This is a genomic window from Peribacillus sp. NPDC097224 (assembly GCF_044761985.1).
Classification (GTDB): Bacteria; Bacillota; Bacilli; order Bacillales; family DSM-1321; genus Peribacillus.
On the sequence record NZ_JBIWDK010000010.1, the window covers coordinates 20,353 to 33,537 of the forward strand.

At 41.4% G+C, this 13,185-nt stretch carries 10 protein-coding genes; 3 read left to right on the plus strand and 7 right to left on the minus strand.

All coding sequences use genetic code 11. The annotated features are described in order from the left end of the window. Positions 1-58: 58 nt before the first annotated feature. A complete protein-coding gene (guaC, locus tag ACIQXR_RS17270) occupies positions 59-1,042 on the minus strand; it encodes a GMP reductase (RefSeq protein WP_402874711.1) in 984 nt (327 codons plus the stop codon). Positions 1,043-1,363: 321 nt separating this feature from the next. On the opposite strand from guaC, the gene ACIQXR_RS17275 reads away from it, so the two are divergent. Next, complete coding sequence (locus tag ACIQXR_RS17275; protein WP_402874714.1) at positions 1,364-2,416, plus strand: NAD(P)/FAD-dependent oxidoreductase; 1,053 nt, start codon at positions 1,364-1,366, stop codon at positions 2,414-2,416. Positions 2,417-2,467: 51 nt separating this feature from the next. Here the strand turns inward: ACIQXR_RS17275 and ACIQXR_RS17280 are convergent, their stop codons facing one another. From ACIQXR_RS17280 to ACIQXR_RS17295, 4 genes are all read right to left on the minus strand, one after another. Continuing rightward, positions 2,468-4,414: an FtsX-like permease family protein gene (locus tag ACIQXR_RS17280; protein WP_402874716.1), complete on the minus strand. Its 1,947-nt coding sequence runs from the start codon at positions 4,412-4,414 to the stop codon at positions 2,468-2,470. Continuing rightward, entirely contained in the window at positions 4,404-5,165 is a 762-nt protein-coding gene (locus ACIQXR_RS17285; RefSeq protein ID WP_402874719.1) for an ABC transporter ATP-binding protein, read from the minus strand. Before ACIQXR_RS17285 ends, ACIQXR_RS17280 begins: the two co-directional genes overlap by 11 nt. 101 nt (positions 5,166-5,266) lie before the next feature. Next, a complete protein-coding gene (locus tag ACIQXR_RS17290) occupies positions 5,267-6,271 on the minus strand; it encodes a sensor histidine kinase (protein WP_402874721.1) in 1,005 nt (334 codons plus the stop codon). Next, positions 6,268-6,957, minus strand: a complete 690-nt coding sequence (locus tag ACIQXR_RS17295) for a response regulator transcription factor (RefSeq protein ID WP_402874724.1) — start codon at positions 6,955-6,957, stop codon at positions 6,268-6,270. The genes ACIQXR_RS17290 and ACIQXR_RS17295 overlap by 4 nt, the downstream gene beginning before the upstream one ends. A gap of 435 nt (positions 6,958-7,392) precedes the next feature. Here ACIQXR_RS17295 and codB point away from each other — a divergent pair, with 435 nt between their 5' ends. Together codB and ACIQXR_RS17305 are read left to right on the plus strand one after the other, a co-directional pair. Beyond that, positions 7,393-8,652 carry a cytosine permease gene (gene codB, locus ACIQXR_RS17300; protein ID WP_402874726.1) on the plus strand — a complete coding sequence of 420 codons (1,260 nt, stop codon included), beginning with the start codon at positions 7,393-7,395 and terminating at the stop codon, positions 8,650-8,652. Beyond that, positions 8,642-9,922, plus strand: coding sequence for a cytosine deaminase (locus ACIQXR_RS17305; RefSeq protein WP_402874730.1), 1,281 nt, complete (start codon positions 8,642-8,644; stop codon positions 9,920-9,922). The genes codB and ACIQXR_RS17305 overlap by 11 nt, the downstream gene beginning before the upstream one ends. A 178-nt stretch (positions 9,923-10,100) precedes the next feature. Here the strand turns inward: ACIQXR_RS17305 and bcaP are convergent, their stop codons facing one another. Next, positions 10,101-11,489, minus strand: coding sequence for a branched-chain amino acid transporter BcaP (bcaP, locus tag ACIQXR_RS17310; protein ID WP_402874732.1), 1,389 nt, complete (start codon positions 11,487-11,489; stop codon positions 10,101-10,103). Between the two features lie 268 nt (positions 11,490-11,757). Then, positions 11,758-13,161, minus strand: coding sequence for a tetratricopeptide repeat protein (locus ACIQXR_RS17315; protein WP_402957822.1), 1,404 nt, complete (start codon positions 13,159-13,161; stop codon positions 11,758-11,760). Positions 13,162-13,185 lie beyond the last annotated feature (24 nt).

Here is a 13,185-nt window from a genome sequence, read left to right on the forward strand (position 1 = left end):
ATAAGAAAAACGGTGCAACGCCTTAACGCTGCACCGTTTTTTGTATGGGGTTGAATGATCAATAAACTTTATCACCATTAAAAATTGAATTTTTCACGATGACATAATCTACAGTTCGAATCGCTTCTAATTTCGTTCCACCAGCATAAGAAATGGAGGATTGAAGATCTTGTTCCATTTCTTTTAATGTGTCTTTTAACGCACCTTTGTGCTCGACAAACATTTTCTTGCCTTCTACATTCTTCTTTTCACCTTTTTGAAACTCTGAAGCTGAACCAAAGTACTCTTTATAGATCTTTCCATCTTTCTCAACTATTTCGCCTGGAGATTCATCATGGCCAGCGAATAATGAACCAATCATCACCATAGTGGCACCAAATCTAATAGATTTCGCTATATCCCCATGTGTACGAATGCCACCGTCCGCAATAATCGGTTTACTTGCGGCCTTTGCACATAGACGCACGGCTGCTAACTGCCAGCCACCCGTACCAAATCCTGTCTTGATCTTCGTGATGCAAACCTTACCTGGTCCAATTCCAACTTTTGTTGCATCCGCCCCGGCATGTTCCAATTCTCTTACGGCTTCTGGAGTACCGACGTTACCTGCAATTACGAAACTATCAGGTAAGTGATGTTTGATATGTTGGATCATATTGATTACAGCATTGGAATGGCCATGCGCGATATCTATCGTAATGTAGTCCGGTACAATACGCTCTTCAGCCAATTCTTGTATGAACCCATATTCTTCTTCTTTGACTCCGACACTGATGGAAGCGATACACTCACACGCATGCATATCTTGAATAAAAGCTTTGCGCTTTTCTGGTTCAAAACGATGCATGATATAGAAGTACCCATTCTTAGCCAAGGATGTAGCGACTTTCTCATCTATAATGGTCTGCATATTCGCAGGTACCACAGGTAACTTGAAGGTATGTTTGCCTAACTTTACAGTAGTATCACATTCTGAACGACTATTAACTATACATTTAGCGGGAATTAATTGAATATCTTCGTAATCAAACACATTTTCCATTGTTTACACCTCTATATACGAATGTTGTAATATTTTTTTATGAAATTGTTCGCCCATTGGTAATTTACATCATTTTCATCATTAAGTCAAAGCTTTTATTTTTAAATAAATCAAAAAATTATAAAAAGAAGCGGTTCTGCATCCTATGAATCTCCTTATCACGTACAATCTGAGCCAAAGTGCAACAGGTGTAAGCGGCGACCCAAGTAAAAAAGAGAAAAGAACTTTAGTAGAAAAATTTGTAAAAAAGAAGAAAAGAGTGTACATTTAATTTATGAGAATGAGAATCAATTACAATTGGTTTCCGAGGAGTGGTCATGAGTGAAACAGTACGATGTCTATGATGTAACCGTAATTGGGGGAGGGCCTGCTGGCCTTTATTCCGCTTTTTATAGTGGGTTAAGAGAAATGAAGACAAAGATCATTGAATATCAGCCACAATTAGGTGGGAAGATCCATGTATATCCTGAGAAGATGATTTGGGATGTTGGGGGACAGACACCTATTACGGGAGCTAAGTTAATTGATCAACTTGTGGAACAGGGATTAACCTTTAATCCAACGGTAGTATTGAATGAAAAGGTGGAGTCGATCAAGCGGGATGAAGAGGGGATGTTTGTCTTGCTTACGTCTTCCGGCGGCCTGCACTATTCGAAAACGATCATCGTGGCCGTCGGTGGCGGGATATTGAATCCACAAAAGCTGGAAATCGATGGGGCAGAGCGTTATGAAGTGTCCAATCTGAATTACACGGTAAAGTCCTTAGAACGATTCAAGGATAAAACGGTAATCATTTCAGGTGGTGGAAATTCTGCTATCGATTGGGCGAATGAATTGGAGCCTATCGCCAAAAAGGTCTATGTGGCCTATAGAAAAAGTTCGTTGGTGGGTCATGAATCACAGATAAGCCAATTGATGAAAAGTTCTGCAGAATGCCTGTTCAATACGTCCATTACAAAACTGGTCGCTTGTACCAATCATGAAGTCATTGAACGTGTAGAACTAACGAGTCATGAAACAGGGGAGGTTTCCCATTTATCAATCGATGAAGTGATCATCAACCATGGGTATGAGCGTGATGCCTCGCTCCTGGAAAACAGTGAAGTGAAGGTGGATATGGCCGATCATTATTATATTGCAGGCAATGCAACCAGTGAATCCTCAGTAGAAGGGATGTATGCCGCAGGGGATATTCTTCAGTATGATGGGAAAGTGAACTTAATAGCGGGTACCTTCCAGGATGCCGCAAATGCAGTCAATCAAGCGAAACAGTTCATCCAGCCTGATGCGCACAAGGTGGGAATGGTTTCTTCACATAATGAAATATTCAAAAGACGTAATAGGGAAATCGTTCAACAGATGATGACGCGATAATACATGCAGAAAGCTCCAGTCCCCTTATGGGCTGGAGCTTTTTGCGTGTATTTAAAGGGATTCCTTAATCACCTTTTTGTAATGGAAAACGGAAAGGATACCGAAGATCGAGTACAGTATCGTATAGAGGACCATGACAATGATCATGGGTGTCCAGACTTCCGTACCAAAGAAGAACCAGCCGGATTTAACGGCAAAATAGCTATGGAATAACCCAACGACTAGAGGAATCCCAAAGTTGAAGACCTGTTTGGCCTGAATCCCTTTTAACAAATCACCTTGTGTGAACCCAAGTTTTCGTAAAATGGTATAGTTCGCTTTTTCATTTTCGCTCTCATCCATCTGTTTGAAATAAAGGATGCACCCTGATGTGATCAAGAACGTTAATCCTAAAAAGCCGACGATGAACATCGTAAGACCCATGTTTATTTTTATACTTTGCAGTTCTTGGTATTGTGAACCACTATATTCTTTATCCTGGAAGGAAATCGTATCGAAAATCTCATTCGCCTTTTCGATATCACCCTTATTCTTTAAGTCAATCCCATAATAAACGGGAGAATCCAGTTGGAGTTCAGGGTCCAAATCCTTTTTCAGACGGTCAAAAACTGCTTGATCCACAATGGCTACTGGCATTCCGCCATTCGTTAAATAATAGGGAAGGATGGAGTCATCTTCTGGCCCTAAATAGTTTTGGGGAATGCTCATGTTTTTTCCCTTCAATTCGATTTTCCCGGAATCTTTAAGAGATGTTAAACTCTGTAGCGTTGGACTATACCCGCTGAAGATGGTCTCTTTCGGTGTGACATCGATCCTCTTCACCGACCGATCACTGACAATGGCAAGATTCATGATATTCGGGTCAAAGCCCGCTTCTTCTATGGTGCTATCCAGTATATCTTTTATATTGACCTTTGCCCGAATGACCTCTATCTTATTTTCGTTATATCCGATTGATTTTGCTGCCAATGCCTCTTTTAACTTGTTTGAATCCTCGCCATTGGACAGGGAAAAGTCATTAGGTACATAGGCTGTGGCCATTTTCTCCGATGAGTAATAGGAGATATAGGTCAAGGATAATAATCCGATTGCAAGAGCGGAAACGGTCGTGATGATGGTCAGTAAAACGGAATTGGATTTCATCCGGAACATGATGGATGAAAGCGACAGCACTTCATTGATATTCAGGTATCCATTCTTCCTCTTGCGGACAATATTAAAGAGGAAAGACACCGATCCCTTATAAAATAGGTAGGTTCCGATGATGACGGACCCCAGAATGAATAGCATGGCTATTAAAAGGGAATTCGCCTGAGAGAAAGAACCATCAAATAACTTCGTTGAAACATAATAGCCAGCAATGATAAGAATGATTCCAGCTATCCCAAGGATCATTTCAAAAATCGAAACCCTCTTCACTTTTCCTTCCGTGTTCGAAGTCACCCTAAAAAGTGATAAGATGGTCTGTCTTTTGATGAAACCAAAGTTCATCAACATGATGAATAGATAGATGATACTGAATACGATAAGTGTCTGAATGAATGGTTGCATGGTAAAGTGAAGGGCGGCGATCGCCTGGACTCCCGTAAGCTTGAATAATATCATGATGATCAATTTTGAAGCCGCAAACCCTACGAATATCCCCAGGAATACGGAACAGAAATACAGGATTAAATTTTCGACGCTCAGGATGCGGAAAATCCTGTTTTTGGTCATGCCTATTAATTGAAATAAGCCAATTTCCTTGCTGCGACGTTTAATGAAAATGCTATTGGCATATAAAAGAAAGATGGAAACGATGGCAATCAACAGGACGGAGGCTGCTTGAATGGCAGCTCCCCCTTTAATCCCCCCGCTTACTTGATCCATTGACGGATCGTATTGCAAGGTAACAAAAGCATAATAAAGGGAGGCGCTGAAGACCAAAGCGAAAACGTATAGATAATAATTCTTCAGGTTCTTTTTCAGACTGCGAAAGATGAGTTGATTAATGCTCATTATGCACCCCTCCTAGTACACCTTGTGTTTTCATGATATCTCTGAAGAAGGATTGTCTCGTTTCTTCCCCTTTATTCAATTGAGAATAGATCTGTCCATCTTTGATGAAGATGACGCGGCTACAGTAACTGGCTGCCACTGAGTCATGCGTAACCATGATGATGGTGGCATTACGCTTTTTGTTCAATTCGCTCATCTTGTTCAATAAATCGGAAGCGGCTTTTGAATCAAGGGCGCCTGTCGGCTCATCGGCAAAAATGATGCTTGGTTCATGGATGAAGGCCCGTGCCGCAGAGGTACGCTGTTTTTGGCCGCCGGAAATTTCATTCGGATATTTGTCCTTGATTTCATATATGCCAAGTTCATTTGCGAGTGTTTCGAACTTTTGCTCGGCTTCTTTTTTCGGCGTTTTGGTGATCGATAATGGTAATAGAATATTTTCCTTGACCGTCAGAGTGTCCAATAAGTTATAATCCTGGAAGATGAATCCTAGGTGATTCTTACGAAATTCAGCCAGCTTCTTTTCTTTCATGCCGGAAATTTCTTTTCCTTCGATGATGATGGTTCCATTACTGATCTTATCAATCGAGGAAAGGACATTCAGAAGCGTGGTTTTTCCTGAACCGGACGCTCCCATGATACTGACGAATTCCCCTTCGTGTATGTTGATATCCAAGCCTTTCAAGACTTCTTGTTTATTGAATTTATTGCCGTAGCTTTTATGGATCTTTTTCGCTTCTAGTATATTCATTCCAATACACTCCCTTTATTTCGATATCTTCATTATAAAAGCCTTTCCCTTTCTTTTCCTTCGATTGGCCGAACAAAGAACAAAAGCATGTGACATCTTTGTCACATGCTAAGGAATTTAACGAATTGATTTTTTTGCGGGAAAGTCAGGATGAAAGTGGTCCCAATTCCGGGAGTGGACCGGACGGTTATATCGATGAATAAGGAATCCGCCACTTTCTTGGTTAAGTATAACCCCATTCCCGTCGCCCCGTGGTCTTGATGATTGGTCGTTGATGTGAATCCTTTATCAAAAATGCGGGGAAGGTCCCTTGGGTCGATGCCGCGGCCAGCATCCTTCACTTCAAGGATCGTTTGTCCATTGGATTCGTGGCTCTGTATCAAAATATCGGATCCTTCACTATATTTGATGCTATTGTTCAATAGTTGCCGAATAATGAATGCGACCCATTTACTATCGCTTAAGCACTCGGCTTTTTCCAATTGGATATCGAATCCAATCCCTTTTTGCATGCACCAAGATTGTAACGTCTTAATCTCGTCGAAAATAATCCCTTCCAAATCGGTGTTACCGATATATAGATCATTTTCCATGAAGGGTAGCCTCCGTTGATGCAACTGTTGATCAAGCAAAAGGTGGATGCGGAGCCATTCATACGTCATATGGGATTTGAGTTCTTCATCTTGTATGCGATCAATCATTAAACGTAGGGCCGTCAAAGGCGTCTTCACTTCATGAATCCAAGATAATAGTTCGTCCTTTTCCTGCTCCAATGTCCTTTGTCCGTATGAAGCCGTCCGTTTCAGGTATTCGATTTGATTGCTGATGCTACGTTCGATGATCTCTTCAAAAGGGCTTCCCGGTTCCGCTAATTGGCTTACATCCAAATTATCTTCCCGTTCCACTAAACTTCGATAGAATTTCGTTTCCTTGTGGTAGCGGACCACCAAAAAGATGATGAACATGATGAATGATAAAAAGACCATGTAGAGAATGGGGGATAAAGGAATGGCCGAATCAAGATAGGCGACGAATATGATGAATAAGTGAAAGAGGATGTAGAAAGTAATCCAGCTAAACCTTTCCCATATGAATTTCTTAATCATACATGATCCTCTTCGACCGCGATGTAACCTTGTCCCACTTTTGTTTCGATATACTGTCCCAACCCCACCTCATCGAGCCTTTTCCTCAATCGATTTACATTGACCGTCAAGGTATTATCGCTGATAAAGCGCTTATCATTCCATAAACTATTGATTAAATCATCGCGGCTCACTATTTTATTCTTCTGCTCAATCAGCCTTTTTAGGATGAACACTTCATTCTTTGTCAGCTCGATTGTTCCTGTCTCGGTTACAACTGTATTCTTCTCATAATCCAAGGTGGCGCCGCACCAGGTTTTTAGTTCGATCTTTTCTGTATTGTAATTATAGACACGACGAAGCGTCGCTTGTATCTTGGCAATCAGTACATCAAAATGAAAGGGTTTCTGGATGAAATCATCTGCCCCAAACTGCATGGACATCACGATGTCGGTCGGGTGATCGCGTGAAGATAAAAAGAGAATGGGTACGTTCGAGTGGGTGCGAATCATCCTGCACCAATGGAACCCGTCGAATTTTGGCAATTGGATATCGATGAGGACCAAGTCGGGTTTAATGGCAGTGAATTCCTGCATCACCTTACTGAAATCGTTGATTCCATATACATCATAGGACCATTGTGCCAATCTATCTTTAATCTCATTGAATAATGTTGTATCATCTTCAATTAACAATAGTTTAAACAAGTAAGGGTCACCACGCTTTTCATCAATTTAATGAAAGTATATAGTAAATTCATTTAAGGTTCTAGAGGAGAAAGAGATTTAGGGTGGGATCTAGTTACAAAAGGTGACATCCATTTCCTGAAAAAAACACCCATGTTTGAATTTCATCTGAGTCTCTGTATGTAGTCCTTTTTGGTTTGTAAAGGAATCGCATAGAAAATTAGTATTGACTTACCGTCTCTTTTTTGGAATAATGTTAATAATCAAATATTGGTATCTTTAATTCAGTCCCGTGAGGCTGACAAGGACAACGGATTTTTATGATGTGGGAGGCGTCCATGCATTTTTTGCCTGGCTACTACTACTCGTCATAATGCAGAAGAGGTTTATTGTCGGTTGATGACAATAGACCTCTTTTTTCTTTGTGGGTATCAGTTTAAAAATGGAGGAAACGTTATGGGAAAAGTAGATGCAGAGTTTTCATGGCAAGCTGTACCGCAAGGAAATCGTAATAACTTTTGGAAGATTCTATCCATTATGCTGGGGTTCACTTTCTTCTCGGCAAGCATGTGGTCGGGGGGGGAATTGGGAACGGGATTAACATTGGTTCAATTCCTTCTCATCGTATTGGCGGGCAATTGTGTACTGGGCTTGTATACGGGGGCGTTGGCCCATATTGCCGCGAAGACCGGCCTTTCTACACATCTGCTTGCAAAGTATGCCTTTGGTGATAAAGGCTCTTATGTGCCCTCCTTATTGCTGGGGTTAACGCAAGTAGGTTGGTTTGGAGTGGGGGTAGCGATGTTCGCGGTTCCGGTTGAAAAGGCAACAGGGATTAATATCTATCTATTGATTATAAGTTTTGGAGTGATGATGACGATATCTGCCATCTATGGTATTAAGGCACTCGTGCTGTTAGGGTTCGTTGCTGTGCCGGCCATTGCCATTCTGGGTAGCTACTCGGTATTTGAGGCAACCGAAACAATCGGTGGGTTTCAGGGGTTATTAGATTATCAGCCTACTGAAATGATGGGAGTGGGCGCTGCCTTAACCATCTGCATTGGTTCATTCATCAGCGGGGGTACCTTGACGCCAGACTTTGCCCGCTTTGCCAAGACGACCCGGTCAGCCGTTGTCGCAACGGTGATTGCCTTTTTTCTAGGCAATTCACTTATGTTCATATTCGGGGCGATTGGGGCAATGACGTACGGTGTTTCGGATATTTCTGAAGTCATGTTCTTGCAAGAGCTGATTTTGCCGGCAATCATTGTATTGGGACTGAATATTTGGACAACGAATGATAATGCGCTATACGCTTCGGGATTGGGATTTGCCAATGTTACGAAAATTTCCAAGAAGAAACTTGTCGTGGTTAATGGAATCATCGGCACATTGCTAGCAATGTGGCTGTATACTAATTTCGTCGGTTTTTTGAATGTACTAGGAGCAGCAGTCCCGTCCATTGGGGCCATCATTTTAGCAGACTACTTTATCGTGAAACGTAGAAAATATGGAAAATTCGAAGAGTTGTCTTTCAAAAAGGTCAATTGGTTATCCATGATTGCTTGGGCAGGAGGCGTCGCTTTGGCCCAGTTCGCACCTGGCATCGTGCCAATTAATGCTCTAATCGGGACCATCATCCTGTATGTTGCCTTGATGAAATATGTACCTATCAACAAAATACTAAGAAGAGGTGTACAGTCAGATGCTTATTAAACATGCTAAATTAAGAGGAAAAGAAGGTCTTTGGAATATTGTCGTCAGAGAAGGAATGATAGAATCGGTTACGCAGAGCCTTAATGAGAACGTTGAGAATGAGTTGAATCAGCCGATTTATGATGTGGAGGGGTCACTTGTTCTCCCTCCCTTTATTGAACCGCATATCCACCTTGACACGACGTTGACGGCAGGAGAGCCAGAGTGGAACCAAAGTGGGACGTTATTTGAAGGAATCCAGCGGTGGTCCCAACGAAAAGAGTCTTTGACGAATGAAGATGTGAAAACCAGGGCGAAAACGGCTTTAAAATGGCAAATCGCTCAAGGAATCCAGCATGTCCGTACACATATCGATGTGACCGATCCGGAACTTACGGCACTAAAAGCCATGCTCGAAGTAAAAGAAGAAATGTCGGATTTCGTTGATTTGCAGTTAGTGGCTTTTCCACAGGAAGGAATTCTCTCTTATCCGAATGGAACGGGATTACTGGAAGAAGCGCTAAAAATGGGGGCCGATGTTGTAGGGGGCATCCCCCACTTTGAGTTCACTCGCGAATATGGCGTGGAATCGATGAAGATTGCGTTTGATTTAGCGGAAAAATACGATCGCCTCGTGGATATACATTGTGATGAAATCGATGACGAGCAATCACGTTTTGTCGAAGTCGTCGCTAAAGAAGCTTACGAGAGGGGACTAGGTACACGAACGACAGCCAGCCATACGACGGCAATGGGTTCGTATAATGATGCCTATACCTATAAGTTGTTTCGCTTATTGAAGCTTTCGTCCATTAACTTCGTATCCAATCCATTGGTGAATATTCATCTTCAAGGAAGATTCGATACATATCCGAAACGAAGAGGCTTAACACGTGTCAAAGAATTACAGGAGGCAGGACTAAACGTATGCTTTGGTCACGATGACATATTCGACCCATGGTATCCACTAGGAACGGGAAACATGCTGCAAGTGCTGCATATGGGCATTCATGCTTCTCAACTAATGGGTTACGAGCAAATCGTCAATTCCATCGATTTAATTACCGCCAATAGTGCAAAAACCTTGCAAATCGAGGACCACTATGGAATCGAGGCGGGAAAACCTGCCAACTTCATTGTTTTAGCGGCAGAAAATGAATACGAAGCAGTCCGTAAACAGGCCATGGTACGCTATTCCTTCAGAAACGGGAACGTGATAGCCGAAACAAAGCCAAGGGAAACGACCATTAATCTGGGACAAGGTACAGAGAACATTACTTTCAATAAATGATGGAAAAGCTAGGCACACAGGGTGTCTAGTTTTTTTGCGCTTGTAGGCGCTATTCGTAAATTGGTAGAAATTCCATCAATTGCCGTGTGCGAAAGTGCGTAGTTGATTGGTCATGTATGATTCCAAAAATAAATGGCTGCTGCAGATGTGAACGTCCACACTGCAACAGCCATATTTGTTATTTGTTCAAAATACTGTGCTTTTTACCGTAAGTAAAGTAAATGATTATACCGATGATCATCCAAATAAGGCACGCAATCCAGGTGTGTGCGGATAGTTGGGTCATCAGGAATATGCATAAAATAAATGAAATGACTGGAATGGCTGGGAAGAAAGGTACCTTAAATCCATCATTCGGAATGTCTTTGTTTTTGCGTAAGTAAATGACGCCGATTGATACAACAGTGAAGGCTAAAAGAGTTCCCATGTTTACAAGCTCTGTTAACTTATCCAATGGGACGAAGCCTGCACATAAGGCAATGAGAGTCGCAAAAATCCATGTGTTTTTTACTGGTGTTTTACGTTTCGGATGAACTTCGCATAATAATTTTGGTAGTAAGCCGTCACGACCGAATGCGAATACTAGGCGAGTACCACCGTAAAGCATAACAAGGATTACGGTCATCATCCCAACGACGGCACCTATGGAGATAATACCGGCCACCCAATCTTGGTTAACCACTTTCATGGCAAAGCTTACAGGGTCACTTACATTTAACTGTGTGTAAGAAACCATACCCGTCAATACAAGGGATACAGCAACATACAATAAGGTACAGATAAAGAGCGAACCAATAATACCGATTGGCATGTTACGCTGTGGATTTTTAACTTCTTCGGCTGCAGATGATACTGCATCGAAGCCAAGATAGGCGAAAAATACTAAGGCCGCGGCACTTAGAACCCCGCTTGTACCAAATGGGGTGAATGGCTTCCAGTTTGTCGGTTCAACGTAGAATGCGCCGACTATAATAAATAGTAAAATAACGGCCACTTTCACACATACCATAATCGTATTGAATTTTGTCGATTCTTTAATGCCTAATGTCAACAAGGCGGCAATAAGGAAAATGATCAATATAGCTGGCAGGTTAATGTATGTGCCGTTGGCCGGATCAAATGAACCGGATATTTCGTGAGGAAGCAAAATATTAAACCCGGCAAGTAGCGAGCTAAAATAGGATGACCAGCCTGTAGCAACGGCAGCAACAGCTAAGCCGTATTCAAGTAATAGGGACCAGCCGACTAGCCAAGCAATGATCTCCCCAAAGACAATGTAGGAGTATGTGTATGCACTCCCTGTAACTGGAACGGATGAAGAAAATTCAGAGTAGCACATTGCGGCAAATGCACAAACAAAGGCGGCAATGATAAAAGAGAACACAATCCCAGGTCCTGCATGCTGGGCTGCAACGGTACCTGGAAGGATGAAAATTCCTGTACCCACAATGGCACCGACACCGAGTAGGATTAAATCAAACGCTCCTAGTGTCTTTTGTAATTGTACTTTTCCATGATTTTGTAAAAGTTGATTCACGGATTTTTTTCGAAATAAGTTCGTTTTCATTTTAAACACTCAATTCTTTTTTTGAATATCATAAAGATTCTAAACATTAACGGATTAAATGTCAAATAGATTTGTCGATATAGTGCATTTTTTGTCGAATTATGTGTACGTTTTATAAATCTTCAAAGCCTCACATGGATAGTATTCCATATTTCGGATCAATTAAGCGAGCCATATGAAATGAGCTTTATTTCTTAAATAAACTCTTAAACCGTATAAAAAAGGATTAGAAGGGTGAGTTCTAATCCTTTTTATATTTCATTGCACGTTATTTCATTTGATCTAATATTTGATGGTAAGCAAAGGCCTCTTTAACCATCCCTTTGTTTTGATACATTTTGGACAGCTGCGATACGGGAGCGGGGTCATCCGGGTACAATTCCATCTCCCATGAGAAACATTCGATGGCTTCATCGTATTGCTTAAACTCTGCATAATATTGTCCGAGTTCCATCATTTGATCGGGATCATCCAGCAAGGTCATCATCTTGTTTATTTTCCGGAACACCGGAGAATGGGGAGCTGATTTTTGGATGGGCAGCAGCTTTTCATGTACCTCTTTAAGATCATAGGTCTCAAGCAATTTACCAATAAGTTGTAGTAACCTTTGTTCGGATTGCTTCTCGCCATCTTCTAGGACGAGCTGTTGAATCATAACCATGAAGGTATCTATATGGGTGGCAATAAACGTCGGATCTAAATGTTCCCATAATGTATGCAAGATCTCCTCATAGGTATCCGGTAGGGCATTAAGGAAATTCATTAAATAGAGAGCGGCTGTTTCATAGTGTTCCTCCTGAAGCATCTCTTCAATCATGGATTTGGTTTGTGGTAGCACCTGAAATGGGTTGATGTGTAAATAGTCTAAGGTTACGATCCACTTTTCCATGGATACGAATTGCAAGGCCATCGTGGTATATGCTTCAATGGAAGTCACCTTCGAATACTTTTCGACTTTCTCCATCCAGAATAAGAGAAGGGTCAAGAAAGAGTCCTGTTTCCTCAATAAACCTTCTAACATTTTTCCTTCATCAGGTTGTAAGCGATATTTGAAGCAATGCCATTCAACAAAAAGCGAATCTTTCTCCTGGATGGTAGATAGTGACGAGGATGTGTAAAATTCCATATAGGAATGAAACTCCAATGAGTTTTTAATCTCTCTCGCAGAATTCAGGTCGGGAGCGAAGTTTGCCAAGATCTTAATGATTTGAAAGGCCTGCATGAAGTTGCCGTTTCTTCTATAGTGGTAAAAGATTTTGTATATGACATTGCTCAGTTGTTTCTTTGTGAAAAATGAGTCGAGCGTCGTAGCGATGTAGGCTACTTCCTGGAGGGAATATTGATTTTGAAGTTGGGAGAAAAGCTTATTCTTATTTGGAATAGTGGCGGTTTGGCTGGGGATTATTGCGGAGAGGAACGGATGGTCTGAGTGTAAGACGATACCCATTTTCCGTATGTTATCGATAAATGAATGTTTCTCTATCTTTTCTACCTTTTCACCATATACAAGATTATTCTTATAGTAAATGAGATAATAATTTTCATTTAATGATGATTCTACTTCAATCATCGTACATCGTGAGAATACGACGACTTGCATCACTTTCCCTTGTGAGAGTTTCTTTTTTTCTTTGATGGAAATTTCAACTGGCATAATAAGTTCATTATTCATATGTAACACAGCCCCTTTTGATCG

Coding starts and splice junctions, on each gene's coding strand:
- guaC (WP_402874711.1), bottom strand. CDS start 1,042: ATGGAAAATGTGTTTGATTACGAAGATATTCAATTAATTCCCGCTAAA.
- ACIQXR_RS17280 (WP_402874716.1), bottom strand. CDS start 4,414: ATGAGCATTAATCAACTCATCTTTCGCAGTCTGAAAAAGAACCTGAAG.
- ACIQXR_RS17285 (WP_402874719.1), bottom strand. CDS start 5,165: ATGAATATACTAGAAGCGAAAAAGATCCATAAAAGCTACGGCAATAAA.
- ACIQXR_RS17290 (WP_402874721.1), bottom strand. CDS start 6,271: ATGATTAAGAAATTCATATGGGAAAGGTTTAGCTGGATTACTTTCTAC.
- codB (WP_402874726.1), top strand. CDS start 7,393: ATGGGAAAAGTAGATGCAGAGTTTTCATGGCAAGCTGTACCGCAAGGA.
- ACIQXR_RS17305 (WP_402874730.1), top strand. CDS start 8,642: ATGCTTATTAAACATGCTAAATTAAGAGGAAAAGAAGGTCTTTGGAAT.
- bcaP (WP_402874732.1), bottom strand. CDS start 11,489: ATGAAAACGAACTTATTTCGAAAAAAATCCGTGAATCAACTTTTACAA.
- ACIQXR_RS17315 (WP_402957822.1), bottom strand. CDS start 13,161: ATGAATAATGAACTTATTATGCCAGTTGAAATTTCCATCAAAGAAAAA.